Below are 21,385 nucleotides of genomic sequence, written 5' to 3' on the forward strand. Positions count from 1 at the left end.
GGTCAGCCCGTCAGGCAGGTGGCTCCGTTGAGGGAGACCTTGACGGGGGCGGTGGCGGTGCCGCCGTGTGCGGCGTTGAATCCGACCTGGGTGGCGGTGCCGGCGGGGATGGTCTTGTTCCATTGCAGGTGGGCGCCGCTGATCCGCGTCCCGTCCTGTGTCCAGGTGGCCGACCAGCCGGAGGCCAGGCGGGGCGCGGGCGAGGCGTAGTCGATGGCCAGCGTCCAGCCGTCGATCGTGGTGGTGCCGGTGTTGCGGATGGTGATCTCGGCGCTGAGCCCGGTGGTCCATGTCGTCGCCCGGTAGGTCACCGTGCAGGTCCCGGTGGGCAGGCCCTCGCGGGCGAGCGCCGAGAGGAAGGCGGACGGCAGGCTGATGTTGTTCGCCACGTCGCGGGCCACCACGAAGTAGTTGTAGCGCTTCCCGGCCTCCAGGCCCGACTCGGTGAAGTTCGGGGACGAGGTGGCCGTGCGGGTGCCGACCTTCAGGTAGGCGGTCGCGGTCTCGCGGTAGACGTCGTAGGCGACCACCCCGATGTTGTCGGTCGAGGGCGTCCAGCAGAACGAGACGCCCGGATAGTCGGCCAGGCAGCCGTCGACCAGGCCCGCCGGCCTCGACGGGGGCTGGATGTCGGGGAAGGCGGTCGGGGAGGGCGTCGGGGACGGCGTCATCCCGGTGACCGCGGGGACGGTGATCAGCTCGGACGGCTGGCTGACGTTCCCGGCCATGTCCCTGGCCACGACGTAGATCGTGTACATGCGGTTCAGTTCACCGCCGAATCCGCCCACGGTGGACGTCGTGGTGGCCGCCTTGACGAACCCTTCCACGTCGAGGCGATAGAGGTCGTAGCCGGCGATGCCGGAGCTGTCCGACGAGGAGTTCCAGCAGATCGAGGCGTATCCGGACTGGTAGTTCAGGGCGAGGGGCACCGGGCAGTGCCGCAGGCCCGAGGGCCGGGTCGGAGGCGTGGTGTCGTCCGCGCTCTGCGCCCGCGGAGCCGCCTGCCCGGGGACGACCTGGGCCTGTATCGGGGCCTTGGCCGCCTGCGGTGCGGGAACGGTCGCGCGGGCGGCCTGCCCCGTGGACCCGAGGACGAGCGCGGCGGCGACGAACGCCAGGGTGAGGAGAACCGCGCTTAAGGAGTGTCTGCCGAGCTTCATTCCGCCCCTTGTCGATTGGCGTGGCGTGGATCCCCCCGCGTAGATCGTGAAGCAACTTCACCAATTCGTAAAGGGCCCGAACTTTCGTGAACGGAACCACGCATGGCGAGGGACGCGCGGAAGAGAGGGCGGGCCTGCGGCGCGGGCGGGCGGCGGAAAATTGATTGCCGACGCCGGGCGGGATGACTAGCGTCGGACGCCCTTGCCCCGGACGATCGGATAGTGCTCATGGTGTGGCGCGCGGGCGCACGCCGGTTTCCGGTGCTCGCGATCCGGGACTTCCGGCTGCTGCTGGCCGATCGGCTGCTCGCGCCCGCCGCCGTGGCCTTCTCGGTGGTGGGCGTCTCCTTCGCCGTCCTGGACCTGACCGGGTCCACCGCGGACCTGTCCTACGTCCTCGCGGCCCAGATCGCACCGGCCCTGGTGTTCACGCTGATCAGCGGCGTGGTGTCGGACCGGGTGCCCCCGCAGCGGGTGATCGTCGCGGCGAACGTGGTGATCGCGCTGTCGGAGGGGCTGCTCGGCGTCCTGGTGCTGAGCGGCGCCGTCCGTCTCTGGCACATGATCGTGCTGGAGACGCTGACCGGCGTGGGCATGGCCGCGCTGTGGCCGGCCATGCAGTCGGTGCTGCCCAAGATCGTGCCGGACGAGCTGCTGCAGCAGGCCAACGCGGTGAGCCGGCTGGCGATGAACGGCGCCCAGATGGGCGGGGCCGCGGTCGCGGGCGTGGTGGTCGCGGCGGTGGGGCCGGGCTGGGCCATGAGCGTCTGCGGGGTGGGCCTGCTCGCCACGGTGCCCATGCTGCTCTCGATCCGCGCCTCCGGTCACGCGCGCACGGACGAGACGAGCGCGTTGCGCGACCTCAGGGACGGCTGGTCGGAGTTCCGCAGCCACACCTGGCTGTGGACGATCGTTGCGCAGTACTGCGTCGTGCTGATGGCCTGGTACGGCAGCTTCCAGGTGCTCGGCCCGCCGGTCGCCAAGGACCATCTCGGCGGCGCTGCCGCCTGGGGGGCGATCACCTCGGCCGAGGCGCTGGGCCTGATCGCCGGTGGCGTGATCTCGCTCCGCTTCACCCCGCGCAGGCCCCTCTTGCTCGTGGTCTCGATCGGCGCGATCCTGGCGGTGTCGCCGTTGTCGCTGGCCATGCGGTGGCCCCTGGTGGCGATATGCCTGGCCACGGCCGTGCTCGGCGTCTTCCTTGAGATCATGATGGTGCAGTGGAGCGTCACGCTGACCCGTAACGTGCCGCCGGAGAAGCTGGCCCGGGTCTCGGCGTACGACGCGCTCGGCTCGGTGATGGCGATGCCGATCGGCGCGCTGGTCGCGGGCCCGCTGGCGGCCGAGATCGGGCTGTCGGCGACGCAGTACGGCGCGGCGGCGCTGATGGTGGCCGTCTCGTCGCTGGCGCTTCTGCCCCGCGACGTGCGCCGGATGCGCTCCACGGACGGCGGGAGCGCGCCGTCCGTGCCCGCCGCGTCCCCGTCAGGATCCTGACCGCCCGAGTGCCGTCCCGCCCCGGTGGTGGGGGTGGGCCGAGCTGCGTCGGTTGCGGAGCGCGCCCTTTGTGTGGCAAGACGTAGCAAATGATCTCGGCGTCTCCGGCATTTTCGGCGTTTCGGACATCCCGGACGTATCCGCAGGGGCGTGCGGGAATCAGGGCCACGGGTATATAGTTAGCAAAGGTAATGAGTTATGACGAACATCACCACAAGGACGGAGCGCCCGGCGGTCCCGCGCAGCGACGCCGAGCTGGCGTCCGCGCTGCGCGTGTCTCTGGCCCGTCTGAACCGGCGGCTGCGGCGGCAGGCCGGAGCCAACAGCCTGACCCCCACCCAGTTCGCGACCCTCGCCGCCGTCGAGCGGCACTCCGCTATAACGCCTGGCGAGCTCGCCGAGCTGGAGAAGATGCAGCCCCCTTCGATGACGCGGGTGATCGCCGCACTGGAGCACAGAGGACTGCTCGCCCGCACCCCTCACCCGACCGACCGGCGACAGGTGACCATCAGTGTGACCGAGGCCGGACGCGGGCTGATGAAGGAGGAACGCCGACGGAAAGAGGCGTGGCTCGCCATGCGGCTGATGGAGCTGTCGCCCGAGGAACGGGCGACGCTGCGGGCCGCGGCGCCGATCCTGGAGAAGCTCTCGCAGACCTGAACCATCCCCGGGCCGCGGACTCCGGCGTGGCCACCGCCCAGGTGACCGAGCTACGCGAGGTCCAGGCCGAGGAGACGCAGGGCGCCGAGCCCGTCGCGCGCTCCCGCGGCGGGATGTTCCGGTCGCTCAGAAACTACAACTACCGCCTGTTCGTCTCAGGCAGCGTCGTGTCCAACGTCGGCACGTGGATGCAGCGCACCGCGCAGGACTGGCTGGTCCTGGAGCTGAGCCACGGCAGCTCGGCCGCGCTCGGCGTGACCACCGCCCTGCAGTTCCTGCCGGTCGTGCTGTTCGGCCTGTGGGGTGGAATGCTGGCGGACCGCTACCCCAAGCGCCCGCTGCTGATGGCGGCCCAGTCCCTCATGGGCCTGCTCGCGCTCGCCATGGGCGTACTCACGATCACCGGGCACGCGCAGATCTGGCAGGTCTACGTGATGGCGTTCATGCTCGGCTGCGTGTCGTGCGTCGAGGTGCCCACCCGGCAGTCGTTCGTCGTCGAGATGGTCGGCCGCAGCGACCTGCCCAACGCGATCGCGCTCAACAGCTCCACGTTCAACCTCGCCCGGGTCGTCGGCCCCGCCGTCGCCGGCGTGCTGATCTACGCGCTGGGCGGGACCGGCCCGATCTTCCTGCTGAACGCCCTGTCGTTCGCCGCCGTGATCTCCGGCCTGGTCCTGATGCGGACCACCGAACTGCGCACCCCCGAGCCGGTCGCCCGCGCCAAGGGCCAGCTCCGCGCGGGCCTGCGGTACGTGTGGCAGCGGCCGGAACTGCTGATGCCGATCCTGGTGGTGGCGTTCGTGGCGATGTTCGCGACGAGCTTCTCGATGAGCATCGCGCTGATGGCCAGGCAGGTGTTCGGCCAGGACGCCTCCTCGTTCGGCGTGGCCTCCAGCGTCTTCGCGGTCGGCGCCCTCGGCGGGGCGCTGCTGGCCGCGCGGCGCGCCCGCCCGACCCGCCGGCTGCTGATCGCCGGAGGCATCGTCTTCGGCGCCGCCCAGATCGTCGCCGGGCTGGCCCCGACGTACGCGGCGTTCCTGATCCTGCTGGTCCCCGCGGGCATGGCCATGATCACGACGAACACGACCGCGAACTCCTCGGTGCAGCTCGCCGCGTCGCCCGAGATGCGCGGGCGGGTCATGGGAATCTATGTGCTGGTGTTCACCGGTGGCGCCCCGATCGGCGCGCCGCTGATCGGCTGGGTCGGCGAGCTGGCCGGGCCGCGCCTCGGAGTGGTGATCTGCGGGGTGATGTGCCTGGCCGGGGTCGGGCTGGCCATGCTGCTGACCAGGTTCGCCGCGGGAAGGACGCGTCGTGCGGTTGTTCGTGGCGTTGTCGCCGCCCCCGGAGGCGCTCGCTGAGGTCGCCGGGGCCGTCGGCGCGCGTCCGGAGCGGTGGCCGGACCTGCGCTGGACCGGCAGCGAGACCTGGCACATCACGATGGCCTTCCTCGGCGAGGTCCCCGAGAAGGCGCTGCCCGAGCTGGAGACCCGCCTGGGCCGCGCGGCCGGGCGCCACGCGCCGATGACGCTGCGCTTCGAGGGGGCGGGGGCGTTCCCCTCCGCGCGGCGGGCCCGGGTGGTGTGGCTGGGGCTGGCGGGCGGGGGGACGGCGATCTCGCGCCTGGCGGCGTCCCTGGCCGCCGGGGGCCGGCGCGCCGGGGCCGCCGGCGCCGAGGGCAAGCCCTTCCACCCGCACCTCACGCTCGCCCGCGCGCGCCCGCGCGACGGCCTGGACGCCAGGCCCCTGGTCGAGGAGCTGAAGGACTTCGGCGGCGCGCCGTGGCGCGCCGACGCCGTCCACCTCATGCGCAGCCATCTCGGCCCCAAGACGCGTTACGAGGCGCTCGAATCCTGGCCATTGACCGGTGGCGGCTAGGCTTCAGGACGTGGACCGTCCCCGCCGCTGGCTGCTGCCCGCAGTGCTCGCGCTGCTCGTGGCGATCGTCGTCGTCGGCGCGCTGCTCACATAGCCGCCGGTCATCGAGGCCGTGCCGCCCGTCGGAGGGCGAGCACGGCCTCGGACGTCCCGTCACGGAAGACGGGGCCCTCCTACCAGGCGTACGCCTCGGGGGCGGGGCCGCCGGGGCCGGGGAAGATCTCGTCGAGCCGGGCGAGCGCCTTCTCGTCGAGCTCGATCTCCAGGGCCCTGAGGCTGCCGTCGAGCTGCTCGATCGTCCGCGGGCCGACGATCGGGCCGGTGACCGCCTTCTGCGCGAGCAGCCAGGCCAGCGCGACGTTCGCCGGGTTCTCCCCCAGCTCATCGCAGAACGCCTCGTACCGCTCGATCTTGTCGCGGTGCTTCTCCAGCTCGCCGAGCATCCTCTCGGACGCCGACCGGCCCTTGTCGATCTTGCGGAGCACGCCGCCCAGCAGGCCGCCCGCCAGCGGGCTCCACGGGATCACGCCGAGCCCGTAGTCGTCGCACGCGGGCAGGACCTCCAGCTCGACCTCCCGGACGAGCAGGTTGTAGTGCGACTGCTCCGACACCAGGCCGAAGAACCCGCGCCGCTTGGCGGTCTCCTGCGCCTTGGCGATGTGCCACCCGGCGAAGTTCGACGAACCGGCGTAGATGATCTTGCCCTGCTGGCGGAGGACCTCCATCGCCTCCCAGATCTCGTCGAACGGGGTGTTCCTGTCGACGTGGTGCATCTGGTACAGGTCGATGTAGTCGGTCTGCAGCCGCTTGAGCGAGGCGTCGCAGGCCCGGCGGATGTTCAGCGCGGACAGATACGACTCGTTCGGCCAGTCGCCCATCGAGCCGTAGAGCTTGGTGGCGATGACCGTCTTCTCACGACGGCCGCCCCCCTTGGCGAACCACCGCCCGACGATGTGCTCGGTTATCCCCTCGCCCTTCTTCCAGCCGTAGACGTTCGCGGTGTCGAAGAAGTTGATGCCGACGTCGTGGGCCTTGTCCATGATCGCGAACGAGTCCTCTTCCGAGGTCTCGGGCCCGAAGTTCATGGTGCCCAGGCAGAGGCGGCTCACGGACAGACCGGCGCGTCCCAGGTGTACGTATTCCATGAGCCTCACCCTAAGCACCTGGAGTGCACTCCAGCCCAGCCGAGGCCCGCCGGAAACGCGTCGTACGTCAGGAAGCGGCCGCGAAGACGACGGTCTCTCGACCAGACCTATCCCAACTCCAGCCCCCGACCCACGCCGACGGTCGGACGCGGCGCCCGTGGTGGCGGGGCATGATGTGGCAATGGGGAGTAGACGGGTGATCGCGGGGGCGCTGGCGGCGCTCGCCCTGGCGCCGCTGGGAGGCGCGATCGCGTCCCCCGCGCACGCCACGGCCGGGCACGGCTCCGGGGGGACGTCGGGCGGGTCCGAGGACGGCAAGGAACGGCTGCTGTTCCGCTTCAAGGACCCGCGCATCGGCGAGTCCAGCGGGCTCGCCGTCTCGCCCACGCACAAGAACGTGTACTACACGCACAACGACAGCGGGGCCAGCCCGCAGTTCTACGCCGTCGGGCCCGACGGCCGCACGCTGGCCACGTTCACGCTGGCCGGGGCGGCGGCCCGCGACTGGGAGGCGATGGCCGCCTCGGTGGACCCGGCGACCGGGCAGAGCCACCTGTGGTTCGCCGACATCGGCGACAACATGAACGGCGCCTGGCCCGACTACTCGATCTACAAGGTCGCCGAGCCGAAGGCCATGCGGGACGCGACCCTCCAGGCGACGCGGTACCGCTTCCGGTACGAGGACGGCGGGCGCAACGCCGAGGGCATCATGGTCCACCCCACGACCGGGCGGCTGTACGTCGTCAGCAAGGAGTTCGCCGGGTCGATCTACGCGGCCCCGGCCAAGCTGCGCACGGACAAGGTGAACATCCTGCGGCGGGTCGGCCCCGCGCCGATCATGGCGACGGACGCCGCCTACGCGCCGGACGGGTCGAGCTTCGTCATCCGCACCTACTTCTCCGCCTCGCTCTACAAGGCGCCGGGGGAGTTGATCGGCCGGGTGACCATGCCCGCGCTGGACCAGGCCGAGTCGATCACCTACACGCGGGACGGCAGATACCTGCTCACCGGCACCGAGGGCGCCTCCAGCCCGGTGTACGCGGTGCCGCTGCCCGCCTCGGCCGTCGCCAAGCACGCCAAGCCGGAGCCGGCCCGCACCGGAGGGCCCGCGCGCACGGCGTCCGCGCCGGACGTCGCCGCCTCGCACGCCGCCGGGAGCACCGGCGACGACGGCGGCGTCCCCGCCGGGGTGATCGCGCTGTGGCTCGGCGTGGCGCTCGGCGCGACCGGCATCATCGCCGTGCTGGCCCGCAAGGCCGGCTGACCCTCGCGGAGAGGGGCCGATGACGGGAGAGCCTGCCGGGCCGTGGTTCGCCGGCAGGCTCTCGCGTCCGTCCGGGCCGGGTCTCGGCCGGACGTCACGCGAACGCTTCTAGCGCGCGGGGCGCGGCAGCGGCACGGCCGTGTCCGGCGGCGCGATCAGGTAGCCGTCGGCGAAGTGCTCCGGCGCCTGCGCCGGCCTGGTCTGCCCCGCGGACGTCGCCGGCTTGGCGTGCGACGGGGGCGTCAGCGGCGTGCCCGCGACGATGGGCGGCGCCACGGGCTTCTGGACGGGCGTGACCGGTGTCACCGGCTTGACGTCCGGGGCGTGCGGCTGCGTGGCGGGCTTGAGGTCCGGGGCGTACGGCGGCGTGACGGGCTTGACGTCCGGGGCGTACGGCGGCGTGGCCGGCTTGGCGCCCGGGGCGTAGGGAGGCGTGGCCGGCTTGGCGCCTGGGACGGCGGGCGGCGTGACCGGCTTGACCCCCGGCGGCGTCACCGGATGGCCGGGTCTGACGCCCGGGGTGACCGGCTGGTGCGGCTGGATCGGCAGCCCGAGCGTGTCGCACGCCCGGGGCGAGTGCTTGGTCGCCTTCGGGCACGGCGGGGTGCAGAAGATCTCCACCGAGTCCAGGAAGTTGCCGTAGCTCGGCGACCCCGCGGCCGAGGAGACCGACTCGACGGCGATGCGGGTCACCCTCTGCCCCCTGGGCACGCGGTAGATGCCCGTGTAGTGGCCCCAGGAGATGCCGCCGTCCGCGATGTCCCCGGAGCTCTGGCCGAGCGGGACCTGGACGGTCAGCGCGCCCGGGGTGCCGATCTTCACGCGGACGACGTCCTTCTGGTCGGAGGTGGTGGTGCGGGCCCGGTGGGCGATCCGCCACACCAGGATCGTCCGGGGGTTGGTCGCGACGTCCTGGTAGAGGGTGGAGACCTGCGTCCCGTTGAGCTCGGCGAACTGCCTGCCGCTGTCCGCGGCGACCTCGCCGCCGTTGGCGCCCGCGTTGCCGGGGCCCCAGATCTCGATGGCGCCGTCGCTGGCCGTGGTGTGCCAGGCGGGGATGTCGGTCCTGAGGTTCCCCGCGCTGGTCAGCCCGCCGGGCTGCTCGAAACCGCCGTTGGCGGAAACGCACGCGGCCGGTGGGGGGGTTTTGGGAGGCGCCGGTTGCGCGGCCGCGCCGGCGGCCCCCGCGGCGGGGACCGTGAGCAGCGTGACGGCGCCGCCGAGCAGGAGGACACGCTGAGGCAGGGGCACCAGAGCATGGGTTCGGTTCATGAGATTCCCCTCGATCGATGACCGCCCCGGGAGGTCGGGGCGGGCACGCCGCGAACATCAGTGCGAATCATGTCGGCGTGCCTGTCGAGGTATGCCCTGCTGAAACGGGGAACCGTGGGACCGGAGTGACTCTTGGGACCGGCCGACCCATGGTTTTACCTAGGCGATCTTCTTTGTCCTGACTCGTCCAGGCGGGCGACGAAGGGCTCGCCGCGCAGCGCCTGCTCGACGAGCGCGATGGAGGCGCCGAGCTCGACCAGCCGCGGGCCTTCGCGGCGGTAGGCGGCGAGGACGGCCTCGACGGCGTGCGGCGGGAGGTGCTCCTTGAGGTCCACGGCGGCGGTGCGGTACCCGGCGCGGGCGGCCTCGACGGTGGCGTCCACGTGCTGGCGCGCCATGCGGGCGAGCGCCAGGGGGTACCGTCTGAGCACTCCGTAGGCCCGGTAGTCGGGTGGCACGGCGTCGAGCAGCCAGGTCACCGCCGAGGTCTCCCAGTCCGGGCTCCCCGGCGGCAGGACCTCTTGCGGCCAGCCCGGTGGCAGGTACACGTCGGGAAGTGTATCGAATGTCCGTTCGAGTTGGGGTATAGGCGTTATGTCGGTTGTGAAGATCCTGGCGGTCCGAAGCCCGTCGTCCCGACGGTCCGGAATCGGGTGGTCCGTGCTTCATTTCCCGCTGTCCTGGCGCCTGCTGTGGAAAACGAGGAAAATACCCAGTTGTGACTGAGCGAATCGGGGTGATCGGCGCCGGCATCCTGGGGCTGGCGGTGGCCAGGGAACTGGCCGCGCGTGGCGCCACGGTGACCGTCCTCGACAAGGAGGACCGGGTCGCCGCGCACCAGACCGGCCACAACAGCGGCGTCGTCCACGCCGGCATCTACTACGCCCCGGGGTCGCTCAAGGCGCGGCTGTGCAGGACCGGCGTCGCGCTGCTGCGCGAGTACTGCGCCGAGCACCGCATCCCCTACGAAGAGGTCGGCAAGCTCGTCATCGCCTCCAGCTCCGCCGAACGCGCCGGGCTGCGCCGCATCGCCGAGCGCGCCCGCGAGAACGGCGTCCCCGGCATCGCCGAGCTGGACGCCCTCGGCCTGCGCGAGATCGAGCCGCACGCGGTCGGCGTCGGCGCCGTCCACTCGCCGCACACGGCGATCATCGACTTCCCCGCCGTCGCGCGCCGCCTCGCCGAGGACGTCAAGGACCTCGGCGGGTCCGTCCGGCTCGGCCACCCGGTGCGCGCCCTCCGCGAGACCGCGAGCGGCGTGCAGGTGCTCGGCGGCACCACCAAGTTCACCTTCGACCGGCTGGTCGCCTGCGCCGGGCTCGGATCCGACGCCATCGCCAGGATGGGCGGCCACGCGGGCGACGTCCGGATCATCCCGTTCCGCGGGGAGTACTACAAGCTCGCCGGCGGCGCCAAGGACCTCGTCCGCGGGCTCGTCTACCCCGTGCCCGACCCGCGCTACCCCTTCCTCGGCGTCCACCTCACCCGGCGCATCGACGGCGAGGTGCTCGTCGGCCCCAACGCCGTCCTCGCCCTGGCCCGCGAAGGCTACACCTGGCGGGACGTCTCGGCGTCCGACCTGCGTGAGATCCTGCTCTGGCCGGGCACGCGCAAGCTCGCCGCCCAGCATTGGCGCACCGGCGTCTCCGAGGTCTACGGCTCGCTGGTCAAGAACGCCTTCCTCAAGGCCGCCCGCCGGTACGTCCCCACGCTGGCCTCCCACGACCTGGTCCGCACGCCCGGCGGCGTGCGCGCCCAGGCCGTGGCCAGGGACGGCGGCCTCGTGGACGACTTCGTGGTGGACGTCCACGGACGGGTGATCCTCGTGCGCAACGCCCCCTCGCCCGGGGCGACCTCCAGCCTGGCGATCGCCCGGCACATCATGTCTTTCGTCCCGGCTTAAGTCCGGCAGGTCACTATAGGTGGGTGACCGAATCGTCTGAAGCCCGACTGCTGATCGTCGAGGACGACCCCAACATCCTTGAACTGCTCGCCGCCAGCCTGCGCTTCGCCGGGTTCGACGTGGACACGGCCGCGAGCGGGACGAACGCCGTCGAGGCCGCCCAGCGCCGCCGCCCCGACCTGATCGTCCTCGACGTCATGCTGCCGGACATGGACGGGTTCGACGTCGTACGCCGCCTGCGCGGCGGCGGCGCGCACACGCCGGTCGTCTTCCTCACGGCCAGGGACGCCACCGAGGACAAGATCAGAGGGCTCACGCTCGGCGGCGACGACTACGTCACCAAGCCGTTCAGCCTCGAAGAGGTGATCGCCCGCATCCGCGCCGTCCTGCGCCGCACCGCGGGCGACCCGGCCGTGCCGCCGCCCCGGATGACCTTCGCCGACATCGAGCTGGACGAGGAGAGCCACGAGGTGTGGCGGCAGGGCAAGGTCATCCCGCTGTCCCCGACCGAGTTCAAGCTGCTGCGCTACTTCATGGCCAACGCCGGCCGGGTGCTGTCCAAGGCGCAGATCCTCGACCACGTGTGGGACTACGACTTCCGCGGCGACGCCGGCATCGTCGAGTCCTACGTCTCCGTCCTCCGCAGAAAGATCGACAACACGCCTCCCCGCCTCATCCACACCCTCAGAGGCGTCGGCTACGTCCTCCGCCAGCCCCCGAAATGACCCCCGCCCCGCCTGTACTCGCCTCCGGATCCGCGAGATGAACCCCACCGCGCCGCCCCCGCCCGAGAACCCTCGCCCGCTGCCGTACCCCGCTCCACCACCCGCGCCCCCCGGAGCCGTACGGCGGCGCAAGCGGTTCCTCGCGTCACTCTCGGGACGCACGCCGCTGCGCGTCAAGCTCATCTCCACCATGCTGGCGCTCGTCGCCGTCGCGCTGACCGGCATCGGCGTGAGCAGCGTGTCCGTCCTGCGCGGCCACCTCGTCGACCGCGTCGACCAGCAGCTCGACACCTGGGCCCACGACGTCGCGCGACGCCTGCAACGCGCCCCCGGACTCGGCCTCGGCACCCGGATCCCGCCGGACGGGCTCGTGCAGGTCCGCGACGCGAACGGCCAGGTCGTCGCCGAGGCCGTGGGCCTGGAGGCCGAATCACAGCCCGGGCCCGCCCTGCCGGCCACGATCTCGTCCTTCGAGCCCGAGACCGTCCCCGCCGCCACCGGAGGCGGCGACTGGCGGGTCCGTGTCGTCCCGGTGGCCGGCGTCGGCAGCGTCGTCATCGCCATCGACCTCACCTCCGTCGACCAGATCACCTCGCGCCTCATGATGAGCGAGCTGCTCGGCGGCGGCATCGTCATGGTCGTCCTCGCGGTGCTCGGCGTGGTGATCGTCCGCAGGAGCCTGCGTCCCCTCGTCGAGATGGAGCACACGGCCGCCGCCATCGCGGGCGGCCAGCTCGGCAGGCGCGTGCCCGACGCCGACCCGCGCACCGAGGTCGGCAGCCTCGCCGCCTCGCTGAACGGCATGCTCGCCCAGATCGAGGCCGCCCTCCACGCCCGCGAGGTCTCCGAGGCCGCCGCCAGGGGCTCAGAGGAGCGCATGCGCCGGTTCATCGCCGACGCCTCCCACGAACTGCGCACGCCGCTCACCTCGATCCGCGGCTACGCGGAGTTCTACCGCCAGAACCCGTCAGGCGACCCGGCCAAGCTCATGCGCCACGTCGAGGACGCCGCGGCCCGCATGGGCCTCCTCGTCGAGGACCTGCTGCTGCTCGCCCGCCTGGACCAGCAGCGCCCGCTCACCATGGGCCCCGTCGACCTGCTCGCCCTCGCCGCCGAGGCCGTCCAGGACGCCCGCATCCTCGCCGCCGACCGTGAGGTCGGCCTGGAGGTCTCCGGCGACACCGCCCCGATCGTCTCCGGCGACGAGGCACGCCTCCGCCAGGTCCTCGGCAACCTGATGACCAACGCGCTCACCCACACCCCCGCGGGCACCCCGATCCGCGTCCGCGCCGGCACCACAGGCCCCACCGCCTTCGTCGAGGTCATCGACAAGGGCCCCGGTCTCACCCGCGACCAGGCGGAACGCGTCTTCGAACGCTTCTACCGCGCCGACCCCTCCCGCGCGCGCACCACAGACGACAAGAACCACACGGACCCGAGCACCCGCGGCACCGGCCTCGGCCTCGCCATCGTCGCCGGCCTGGTAGCCGCCCACTCCGGCACCGTCACCATAGAAACCGCCGTAGGCACCGGCTCCACCTTCCGCGTAACCCTCCCCCTCGCCCCCGAGGTCCTAGCCTCGGACTGAGCAGGTTCAGCGCTCCCACCGAATTGGTGCGGTGCACTCTCGTGGAGGGGATGGTCGATGCAGGGCCTCTTCCGAAAAGGGCCTCCGCTCCGCTCCGGGCTGTTTTTCCCAGGGGGCCCGCCCCCTTCGACCCCCAAGCTGAAGCCTGCCCGAGGGAGGCCGTTGGTTACAGGGCGCCGTTTTTGAGCGCGATACGAAATGCACCCCACCCCGTGTGAGTGAAAGCCAGAATCCTGCCATGAGGATCCTTAGAATCGCGCACCAGGTACAGTGATTTCTCTCCCCCTCCGTACGATGCACGACTCGCGCCACGCGCGATGCAGACCTCGACGCAGTCTCCGCCGTTGTTGCTGTGACTACTCTTACGCCATTGACCGTGGAATCGAAGCTTGTCGTCCATCCGGCGCCTCCGTGAGGAGTCGGTCATGAAAGCTCTCTGGCCGTCCGTTCGATCAAGGCGCGTGAATCCACGGGTTCAGTCACGGGTAAGGCGGCAGGGGGACGGAGAAGCACAGCCCGAGCGTAGCGAGGACCAATGTTCAGGGGGTGGCCGTCGCTTCGGGAGTGACTGAGGTGTGTACTCGGCGTAGGTATTCCATGGCGTGTTCTGTGGCCGGGTCGTGGTTCAGTCGGTCGCGGTAGAAATGGAGACGGTCCTCACAGTCGTCGATGATCTCGCTCCAGGTGCGTGCCCAGAGGCGCACCCCTCCTTCCCACTCGGCGATACATCCGGGTGGGCGGTTCGGTGCGCTCGCATCGCGCCTTACGGTCTTTTCCAACTCGGTGGAGACGACCCAGAAGTCCCAGGAAACGCGAGCGTCGCGGAATTGGGGATCGCTGACTATCGCCTCCGCGTAGCTCTTGATCTGGGCGACCTCGACTTGACCGACCTTGACATTGGGAGCCTTCAACTCGACCACGAGATGCTCCCTTCCGGCGTTTCCCCTGTGGGCGCGTCCCAGAAGCAGGTCGACGATCCCCGTTCGGCCGTCCTCGCGACGTACCGGATTCAGCCGGCCGTCCTCGGGTCGGCGTCCAAGCTCTTTGAGATGGCGCGCCAGCACGGCGTCAAGGCTCTGGTCGCTGACCATCAGCGCGTAGGCGTCACCGAAGATCCAGGTCTCGCGTTCGAGGATCTTGTGGAGCTCGGCCCGCTCTTTGACCGTCCGGCTGATCGCCGGCTCGAATACCAGCTTCTTGAGGGCGGCGAGGAAGTCGAGCCGGTCGCTGACCTGGCTGGTCGCCTTGATCACTTCGGAGAGGCTGGTTCTCTGGAGGATACGCTTCAGCGCTTCCTGCTCGGACTGCGGCAGCCGGAACAACTCATCGAGTACCGGGTAGAGCCCGCCGGGGTCGTGCGCGATGATCTCCTTGAGCAGCCGCAGTGTGGTCTTCTTGCTCTGCGTCACACCTGGCAGCCGTCGTGCGATCGTGGTCGCCACCTCGTCGAACATCTGGCGTTCGACCGCCTGGGCGGGCAGGACGGGCTCGCCCGTGTACGGATAGACGCCTTCGCTTATCCAATCCTGGATCAGCCGTTCCCGTCGTTCCTGGTCGCGTCTTCTGAAGTGTATTCGCAGCTTTTCGCGCGCCGATTCCAGCAGGTCTGTGATCTCGTCCAGCTCTGCCAGCGGCAGATTACCTCGTCTTTCGACGAACCCGTCCCACAGAAGGTAGGCGGTGAAATGGTAGCCGGGAGCCTGTATTCCAGGGGAGGGCTCGTCCAGGACCACGCCGTTGGCGTCGCAGAGTGCGAGCACCCGGCCGACATTTTTGCGCCACTCGATGACGCGGAGCAAAGGAGGTGCCTGGTCCGCCGCATCCGGCCATGGCAGCACGTACTCCGCAATTTCAGTCCATACGGTGGCCGGGTCGAGTTGCGTGCCGTGATAGATGATTCGCACATCCGGATTGGCGGCGAGGAAGGGGGCGAAGGTGGAGGTGAGTTGCTGGGCGGTGTCCTCATGCGAGAGGCGGCCGACGAAGTTGGCCGGAACCGATACCTCGACACGAGTCCCGCACGGGATTTCGACGCGTTCTGGCTCGGAGATCTCGAAGTCGGCAGGCCGATCGACCGCTCCTGTGATGACCGTCCGCTCGGTCCGTCCGTCGGCGGCATGCGCCACTGTGATCCACCGAACCTGCTCTCCGAGGGCGAAAGCCCGAAGCCTGCCCTGCCCGCTGCGGCCATGCAGACCGCGCTTGAGGTTCGGCGAGACCTTGGCGGTCGTCTTCCATGATCCGCCCAGGCCGCTGAAGTAGCTCGTGCACGAGGCGTTGGGCATGCCATGGCCGTCATCGGTGATGCTGACCGACTCGACGCCGTTCAGTTCGTTGACCTCAAGTTCAACGCGGACATGACAGGCTTCGGCGTCCAGAGCGTTCCAGATCATCTCCGCGACCGCGCCCACGGGGTCTTTCTGCCGTGCCAGGCGCAGAAGATGATCGGGTTTCGCTTCGATGTGAACGATCGGCACAGGGTCACTATCGCAGACCATGTGCGTGACCACGGCGTGATCAGGTGAGAGGCGCGCCGCCGTTGGCGGTGGTCGTCTCAAGCGGCGGCGGCTGGGGAACTGTCGCGGCACATACCTCAAGGAGAGGCCGGTCGGGGCTGGCCGGGGGTGACGAGGCCGCATTCGTAGGCGAGGGCCACGGCTTGGGCGCGGCTGTTGAGGTGGAGTTTGGTCATGGCGCGGTTGAGGTGGGTTTTGACGGTGGCCTCGCTGACGCCCAGGGAGGTGGCGATCTCGGCGTTGGACCGGGCCTGTCCGACGTGTTCGAGCACCTCGACCTCGCGCCTGGTGAGGACGTCCAGGGCAGAGGACGGTGGGGCGGGGGCGGCCGGGAGGCCGGCCTGGTTGGTGTAGACCTCGATCAGGCGGCGGGTGACGCTGGGCGCGAAGAGCATGTCGCCGGAGGCGATCGTGTGGATGGCGGCGATGAGGCGTTCGGGCGGGGTGTCCTTCAGCAGGAACCCGGAGGCGCCGACGCGCAGCGCGTCGTAGACGTACTCGTCGAGGTCGAAGGTGGTCAGGATGAGCACCCGCGGCAGGTGGTCGCCGGGAGCCGCCAGGATGCGTTCGGCCGCGGTGACCCCGCTCATGCCCGGCATCCTGATGTCCATGAGGATGACATCGGGGCCGGTGACCGCCGCCTGGCCGACGGCCTCCTCGCCGCAGGCCGCCTCGCCGACGACGTCGAGATCAGGTACGGACCGCAGCAGCGCCACCAGGCCGGCGCGGACCAGGACCTGATCGTCGACGACAAGTACCTTGATCATGCATTCGGCTCACTGTTGTCGGTGGACAGGCTGATCAGGGGTGTCCGGAACCGATAAGGGCAGGGTGACCAACACCTCGAACCCCCCTGACGGTCCGGGGCCTGACTTAAGCGTTCCCTTATAGAGCTTGACGCGTTCCCGCATGCCGATCAAGCCGTGGCCCTCGCGTCCTGGGGCGGCGGATGCTCCGAGCCCGTCATCGGTGATGCGCAGCTCCAGGTCGGCTCCGTAGTGCAGATGGATGCGCGTCGTGGCCCGGCCCGCGTGTTTCAGCACGTTGGTGAGGGATTCCTGCACGATCCGGTAGGCGCACACGTCGATGCCGGGCGGCAGGGAGCGCACCGTGCCGGTAATCGACAAGTCCACCGGTACGCCAGCGCCGCGTAACCGATCCGCCAGCGTTTCGAGCCGTTGGAGGCCGGGCGCGGGGGAGTAGGCGTCGGCGTCGTCGTCGTCGGAGTCCACGCGCAGGACCGCCAGGAGCCGCCGCATCTCGCCCATGGCCTCGCTGCCGGAGTCGGAGATGGCGGACAGCGCGCCGCGGGCGGTGGCGGGGTCGGAGTCGAACACGTACCGGGCCAGCCCGGCCTGGATGACGATGACCGATATGTGGTGGGCGACCACGTCGTGCAGTTCGCGGGCGATGCGCACCCGTTCCTCGGTGACGGCGCGCCGGGCCCGGTCCTCCTGCTCCTGGCACAGCCGGGCGCCGAGCGCGGAGAGCTGCCGGTTGCGTTCGACCAGCATCCGGGTGCTGGTGCCGAATGACCACGCGACCGCGACGATGATGCTCGTCCGCCCGATGTTCAGCCAGATCTGGTCGTCCGGGCCGAGGGTCAGGGCGTACCACCACTGGGCCGCCACGCCCAGCGCGCAGAGGACCGACACGGCCGGGAGCAGGCGGCAGGTGACGGTGTAGAGGGCCAGGAGGGGCGCCGCCTCGTTGAGCTTGGTGGTGTAGCCGGTGACGTGGAAGATGGTCGCCGCCGTGCAGGAGATCGCCAGCACGGTGAGAGGCGCCCGCCGCCGCCAGGCGAGCACGAGGTTCGTCAGAAGGGCCAGTCCCACGCCTGCGGCGTCCATCGAACGCCGCGCGTACTCGGGGTCGGCAGAACCCCCCGTGAAAACGAACGCGAAGCCCAGCGAGATACCGGTGAGGAGCAAGCTCAACAGCAGGTCGACGATGAAGGGATTCGTCGTGGGGAGCCGTCGCAGGGACGACAGCACCTTTGCGCCCATCAGCGCATGCTAGCCGTCGGCCTCGCGATTGCTCATTGACCATGCGATTGATCGGAACTACGACCGGTGCGGTAGAGGCGGCGGGTCGTCTACCGCGCAGGTTTACCCGGCGGCGGTGCCCTACGGCGGGACGGCAGGTGGGCGTTCATCCTGCGGGCTGACGCCCTGTTTGACCGACCTGTTTCACAATAGTCACGTTTCGGATCGCCGGCACCTCCCATGCGGCGGGCACCGATGAGTACTCCGTGGAAATCCGTTACGCCGATTCTCTGGAGGCTTCATGCGCCGCCGCACCCGTGGTGGTCTCCTTGCCGTCGTCCTGTCGCTGACGGCCGGCTGCCTGGTGGCCGTACCCATGACGACGACGCCCGTACGCGCGGCGACGGGAAACGTCCCCGCGCAGACGGAACGGGAGGCCCTTGACCGCGCACGTGGCACCAAGCAGCAGGTCGAGGTCCTGTCACTGCGTACGGAGACCCGTCAGGTGTTCGCCAACCCCGACGGCTCGTTCACCTCGCAGACCTCGGCGCTGCCGGAGCGGGTACGGCGCGGCGGCGGATGGGTCGACGTCGACCCGAGCCTGGTCTTCGCCGCGGACGGGAGCGTACGAACCGTGGCGACCCCGCTGGAGCTGACCTTCTCCGGCGGCGGGACGGCCCCGGTGGCCGCCATCGGCGACGGCGGCCGTTCGGTCGCGATGACCTGGCCGCGGAGCCTGCCCAAGCCGTCCCTCGCCGGGGACACCGCGACGTACACCGAGGTCCTGCCGGGAGTGGACCTGAGGCTGACCGCGTCGGCGCTCGGCTTCTCCGAGGTGCTCGTGGTCAAGTCCCGGCAGGCCGCCGCCGACCCGGCGCTGAGCAAGCTCGCCTTCGGCGTGCGCGCGAACGGGGTGAGCGTGCGGAAGACGGCGACCGGCGGCCTGAGCGCGGTCACGGCGACGGGGACCGAGGTGTTCCACGCGCCCGCGCCGCGCATGTGGGACTCCTCGGGCGCGCCGGCCGCCGCCACGGCGAAGGCCGGGCCCGCGGCCGAGGGCAGGCAGGCGGTCATGGACGTGGAAGTGGCGGCGGACCGTCTCGTGATCACGCCGGACAAGGAGCTGCTGACCTCTCCCGGTACGACGTACCCGGTCTACATCGACCCGCAGTGGTCGGGGTCGAAGCTGGCCTGGACGTACGTGGACAAGGCATACCCCTCGCAGGAGTACTGGAACTCCAGCCACATGGCGGAGGCGGGGGACTACGGGAGCGGGGTCAAACGCTCGTTCTTCCGGATGGACTCCAACAACGTCAACGGCAAGCACATCCTCAAGGCGACGTTCCGCATCACCCAGATCAAGTCGTGGGGCTGCACCTCCACTCCGCAGGGCGTGGAGCTCTGGCTCACCGGCGGCATCTCCTCGTCGACGAACTGGAGCCACCAGCCGTCCTGGAGCCAGTACCAGGGCACCGTCGCCTCCGACGCCGGCTACAGCTCCTCCTGTCCCGACAAGGGCATCGAGTTCAACGTGACCGGCGCGATCGTCAAGGCCGCCAAGGGCGGCTGGTCGAGCACCACCTTCGGGCTGAAGGACTACAACGACACCAACAGCAGCGTGTGGGGCTGGAAGGGCTTCAGCAACGCGCCCAAGCTGGTCATCGACTACAACACCCCGCCGGCGGCCCCGGCGGGCATCGGCACCTCCCCGGCCACCCCTTGCGTCACCGGCGCCGCCAGGCCCACGGTCAACGCCGGCGACGCCGAGAGCCCGATCCAGCTCAAGGCCAAGATCTACGACCCCGACAAGGCCAACGACGGTGTGCGGGCCGAGTTCATCCTGCACCACTACAACACCGCGACCGGCGCCTGGGACGACATCACCTCGACCATGCCGGGCGGCGGCAAGACCGCCTACAAGTACACCACCTCGGCCACCGACCACTCGGTGAAACTGGCCGGGCTCGTCACCGGGCACAGCTACGCCTACAAGGTCAAGGCCTACGACGGCACCGACTCCAGCGCGTGGAGCAAGTGGTGCGAGTTCACCGTGGACACGATCGACCCCGCCACCCTGCCCAAGGTGACCTCCCTGGACTATCCGGCCGACACCCCGGACGCCTGGCAGGGCAGCGTCGGCTGGGCGGGCGCGTTCACCCTGGCCCCCGGCGACGGCGAGACCGACGTGACGGGCTTCCTCTGGGCGCTCGACGACCGGGAACTTGCCACCCCCGCCACCAAGGTGACGATCCCCGCCGGGCAGACCTCCGTCAACGTGCGCGTCGCCCCCCGCCACGACTGGCTGAACTCCCTGTTCGTCTACCCGGTCGACCGGGCGGGCAACGTCGGCAAGAATTACGCCGTCTACGACTTCTATGTGAACCCCGGGTTCGGCCCGGAGGGGCACTGGCGGCTGGACGAGACCTCCGGAACCACGGCCGCCGACTCGGGGGCGACGGCACACCCGGCGACGATCGCGGGCGGTGCCACCTGGGCCGGTGCCCGCGTGGCCGGTGGACTGAGCCTGAACGGCAGCACCGGATACGGCAGCACCGACGGCCCGGTGGTGCACACCGACAGGAGCCTGAGCGTCTCGGCCTGGGTGCTGCTGAAGGACAAGAGCAAGAACTCCACGGTGGTCAGCCAGAACGCCGCGCGCAACTCGGGCTTCCAGCTCTACTACTCCTCCGGCTACAAACGCTGGATCTTCAACAAGATCGCCGCCGACGTCGACGACATGACCATCGTCCGGGCGATCAGTGACGCCGAGCCGACGACCGACATCTGGACCCACCTGACCGGCGTGTACGACGCGCCCCACCGGCAACTGCGCCTGTACGTCAACGGCATCCTGCAGTCCACGACGGCCTCCTTCCCCTACGAACCCTGGGATGCGACCGGCCCGCTGCAGCTCGGACGGTTGCAGTGGCACGCCACCTACATCGAGAACTTCGCCGGCGACATCGACGACGTGAAGGTCTGGAAGCGGGAGCTGTCCGACCATCCGCAGACCGTCACCGATCCCGCGCTCGGCAACGAGATCGCCGCCATGGCCAAGCAGCCGCCCATCCAGCGCGGCTGGTGGAAGTTCGAGGAGACCAGCGGCAACACGGCCGCCAACACCGTCGACAGCCGCTGGCCCGCGGCGCTCGGAGGCGGCGCCGCCTGGTCCGACGACGGCTTCGACGACGGCGGCGTGCTCAGCCTCAACGGGACCACCGGCTACGCGGCCACCCCGTCGGCGCCGCTGCGGACCGACCACAGCTACACGGTGACGGCCTGGGTGCGCCTGACCGGCGACGACACCTGCACGCTGCCCAACCGTGTGATGACCGTCCTGGCCCAGGACGGAACCAACTACAGCTCCTTCTTCCTCAGCTACCGGCTCTTCAGCGAGAACGGTGTCGCGGTGCCACGCTGGTCGTTCTCGACGATCCCCGACGCCGCCGGCGGCACCCTGACGCACGCCTCTTCGGCCGAGCCCATCGACTGTTCGGCGATCACCGCCTGGACCCACCTGGCCGGCGTGTACGACGAGCAGTCCAAACAGATCCGCCTCTACGTCAACGGCCAGCTCAACGACCAGCGAACCTTCGGCACCGGCTGGTCGGCCGGGGCGCTGCAGATCGGCCGGGCCAAGTACCGCGGCGTGCCCGTCGACTACTTCGGCGGCGACATCGACGATGTGCGCGCCTACACCGGCGTCCTGACCGACCACCAGGTCCTCGCCGTCGCGCAGAACCTCCCCATCGACTCCTAGGCCCACCACGTCACCGACGTCCGCTCACGCTC

17 protein-coding genes are annotated in these 21,385 nt (G+C 70.3%); 9 read left to right on the forward strand and 8 right to left on the reverse strand.

Annotated elements, in window-relative coordinates; translation table 11 throughout:
• Positions 1 to 2: 2 nt before the first annotated feature.
• Positions 3 to 1,160 (reverse strand): cellulose binding domain-containing protein, encoded by a 1,158-nt coding sequence (locus tag BJ981_RS13730; RefSeq protein ID WP_184611414.1) that lies wholly within the window; start codon positions 1,158 to 1,160, stop codon positions 3 to 5.
• Positions 1,161 to 1,421: 261 nt separating this feature from the next.
• Here BJ981_RS13730 and BJ981_RS13735 point away from each other — a divergent pair, with 261 nt between their 5' ends.
• The 4 genes from BJ981_RS13735 to thpR all read left to right on the forward strand — a co-directional run bounded on the left by BJ981_RS13735 (position 1,422) and on the right by thpR (position 5,195).
• Positions 1,422 to 2,657 (forward strand): MFS transporter, encoded by a 1,236-nt coding sequence (locus tag BJ981_RS13735; RefSeq protein ID WP_204070562.1) that lies wholly within the window; start codon positions 1,422 to 1,424, stop codon positions 2,655 to 2,657.
• Between the two features lie 198 nt (positions 2,658 to 2,855).
• Positions 2,856 to 3,317 (forward strand): MarR family winged helix-turn-helix transcriptional regulator, encoded by a 462-nt coding sequence (locus BJ981_RS13740; protein WP_184611418.1) that lies wholly within the window; start codon positions 2,856 to 2,858, stop codon positions 3,315 to 3,317.
• Positions 3,318 to 3,430: 113 nt separating this feature from the next.
• Positions 3,431 to 4,678, forward strand: coding sequence for an MFS transporter (locus BJ981_RS13745; RefSeq protein ID WP_184616020.1), 1,248 nt, complete (start codon positions 3,431 to 3,433; stop codon positions 4,676 to 4,678).
• On the forward strand, positions 4,632 to 5,195 hold the full coding sequence (thpR, locus tag BJ981_RS13750; protein ID WP_184611420.1) for an RNA 2',3'-cyclic phosphodiesterase: 564 nt from the start codon (positions 4,632 to 4,634) through the stop codon (positions 5,193 to 5,195). The genes BJ981_RS13745 and thpR overlap by 47 nt, the downstream gene beginning before the upstream one ends.
• A 173-nt stretch (positions 5,196 to 5,368) precedes the next feature.
• Here the strand turns inward: thpR and BJ981_RS13755 are convergent, their stop codons facing one another.
• Positions 5,369 to 6,340 (reverse strand): aldo/keto reductase, encoded by a 972-nt coding sequence (locus BJ981_RS13755; protein WP_184611422.1) that lies wholly within the window; start codon positions 6,338 to 6,340, stop codon positions 5,369 to 5,371.
• 181 nt (positions 6,341 to 6,521) lie between these two features.
• Here BJ981_RS13755 and BJ981_RS13760 point away from each other — a divergent pair, with 181 nt between their 5' ends.
• Positions 6,522 to 7,604 (forward strand): YjiK family protein, encoded by a 1,083-nt coding sequence (locus BJ981_RS13760; RefSeq protein WP_184611424.1) that lies wholly within the window; start codon positions 6,522 to 6,524, stop codon positions 7,602 to 7,604.
• 108 nt (positions 7,605 to 7,712) lie between these two features.
• Here the strand turns inward: BJ981_RS13760 and BJ981_RS13765 are convergent, their stop codons facing one another.
• Together BJ981_RS13765 and BJ981_RS13770 are read right to left on the reverse strand one after the other, a co-directional pair.
• A complete protein-coding gene (locus BJ981_RS13765; protein WP_184611426.1) occupies positions 7,713 to 8,876 on the reverse strand; it encodes a hypothetical protein in 1,164 nt (387 codons plus the stop codon).
• Between the two features lie 155 nt (positions 8,877 to 9,031).
• Entirely contained in the window at positions 9,032 to 9,424 is a 393-nt protein-coding gene (locus BJ981_RS13770) for a hypothetical protein (RefSeq protein WP_184611428.1), read from the reverse strand.
• 170 nt (positions 9,425 to 9,594) lie between these two features.
• Here BJ981_RS13770 and lhgD point away from each other — a divergent pair, with 170 nt between their 5' ends.
• Genes lhgD through BJ981_RS13785 form a run of 3 tightly spaced genes read left to right on the forward strand, consistent with a single transcriptional unit; the run spans position 9,595 to position 13,092 of the window.
• A complete protein-coding gene (gene lhgD / locus BJ981_RS13775; protein ID WP_239139580.1) occupies positions 9,595 to 10,779 on the forward strand; it encodes an L-2-hydroxyglutarate dehydrogenase in 1,185 nt (394 codons plus the stop codon).
• Between the two features lie 23 nt (positions 10,780 to 10,802).
• Positions 10,803 to 11,504 carry a response regulator transcription factor gene (locus BJ981_RS13780; RefSeq protein WP_184611430.1) on the forward strand — a complete coding sequence of 234 codons (702 nt, stop codon included), beginning with the start codon at positions 10,803 to 10,805 and terminating at the stop codon, positions 11,502 to 11,504.
• A 37-nt stretch (positions 11,505 to 11,541) separates the two neighbouring features.
• Positions 11,542 to 13,092: a sensor histidine kinase gene (locus BJ981_RS13785; protein ID WP_184611432.1), complete on the forward strand. Its 1,551-nt coding sequence runs from the start codon at positions 11,542 to 11,544 to the stop codon at positions 13,090 to 13,092.
• 166 nt (positions 13,093 to 13,258) lie between these two features.
• Here the strand turns inward: BJ981_RS13785 and BJ981_RS13790 are convergent, their stop codons facing one another.
• The 4 genes from BJ981_RS13790 to BJ981_RS13805 all read right to left on the reverse strand — a co-directional run bounded on the left by BJ981_RS13790 (position 13,259) and on the right by BJ981_RS13805 (position 17,614).
• Positions 13,259 to 13,519, reverse strand: coding sequence for a DUF397 domain-containing protein (locus tag BJ981_RS13790; RefSeq protein ID WP_307837845.1), 261 nt, complete (start codon positions 13,517 to 13,519; stop codon positions 13,259 to 13,261).
• 112 nt (positions 13,520 to 13,631) lie between these two features.
• On the reverse strand, positions 13,632 to 15,569 hold the full coding sequence (locus BJ981_RS13795; RefSeq protein ID WP_184611436.1) for an ATP-binding protein: 1,938 nt from the start codon (positions 15,567 to 15,569) through the stop codon (positions 13,632 to 13,634).
• 116 nt (positions 15,570 to 15,685) lie between these two features.
• Positions 15,686 to 16,375, reverse strand: a complete 690-nt coding sequence (locus tag BJ981_RS13800) for a response regulator (RefSeq protein ID WP_184611438.1) — start codon at positions 16,373 to 16,375, stop codon at positions 15,686 to 15,688.
• 9 nt (positions 16,376 to 16,384) lie between these two features.
• A complete protein-coding gene (locus BJ981_RS13805; RefSeq protein WP_184611440.1) occupies positions 16,385 to 17,614 on the reverse strand; it encodes a sensor histidine kinase in 1,230 nt (409 codons plus the stop codon).
• A gap of 280 nt (positions 17,615 to 17,894) precedes the next feature.
• Here BJ981_RS13805 and BJ981_RS13810 point away from each other — a divergent pair, with 280 nt between their 5' ends.
• Positions 17,895 to 21,353 (forward strand): LamG-like jellyroll fold domain-containing protein, encoded by a 3,459-nt coding sequence (locus BJ981_RS13810; RefSeq protein WP_184611442.1) that lies wholly within the window; start codon positions 17,895 to 17,897, stop codon positions 21,351 to 21,353.
• The last annotated feature ends 32 nt before the right edge of the window (positions 21,354 to 21,385 follow it).

It is taken from the genome of Sphaerisporangium krabiense (genome assembly GCF_014200435.1).
Classification (GTDB): domain Bacteria; phylum Actinomycetota; class Actinomycetes; order Streptosporangiales; family Streptosporangiaceae; genus Sphaerisporangium; species Sphaerisporangium krabiense.

Coding starts and splice junctions, on each gene's coding strand:
- BJ981_RS13730 (WP_184611414.1), bottom strand. CDS start 1,160: ATGAAGCTCGGCAGACACTCCTTAAGCGCGGTTCTCCTCACCCTGGCG.
- BJ981_RS13740 (WP_184611418.1), top strand. CDS start 2,856: ATGACGAACATCACCACAAGGACGGAGCGCCCGGCGGTCCCGCGCAGC.
- BJ981_RS13745 (WP_184616020.1), top strand. CDS start 3,431: ATGTTCCGGTCGCTCAGAAACTACAACTACCGCCTGTTCGTCTCAGGC.
- BJ981_RS13755 (WP_184611422.1), bottom strand. CDS start 6,340: ATGGAATACGTACACCTGGGACGCGCCGGTCTGTCCGTGAGCCGCCTC.
- BJ981_RS13760 (WP_184611424.1), top strand. CDS start 6,522: ATGGGGAGTAGACGGGTGATCGCGGGGGCGCTGGCGGCGCTCGCCCTG.
- BJ981_RS13765 (WP_184611426.1), bottom strand. CDS start 8,876: ATGAACCGAACCCATGCTCTGGTGCCCCTGCCTCAGCGTGTCCTCCTG.
- BJ981_RS13785 (WP_184611432.1), top strand. CDS start 11,542: ATGAACCCCACCGCGCCGCCCCCGCCCGAGAACCCTCGCCCGCTGCCG.
- BJ981_RS13790 (WP_307837845.1), bottom strand. CDS start 13,519: ATGACCGACTCCTCACGGAGGCGCCGGATGGACGACAAGCTTCGATTC.
- BJ981_RS13800 (WP_184611438.1), bottom strand. CDS start 16,375: ATGATCAAGGTACTTGTCGTCGACGATCAGGTCCTGGTCCGCGCCGGC.
- BJ981_RS13805 (WP_184611440.1), bottom strand. CDS start 17,614: ATGGGCGCAAAGGTGCTGTCGTCCCTGCGACGGCTCCCCACGACGAAT.
- BJ981_RS13810 (WP_184611442.1), top strand. CDS start 17,895: ATGCGCCGCCGCACCCGTGGTGGTCTCCTTGCCGTCGTCCTGTCGCTG.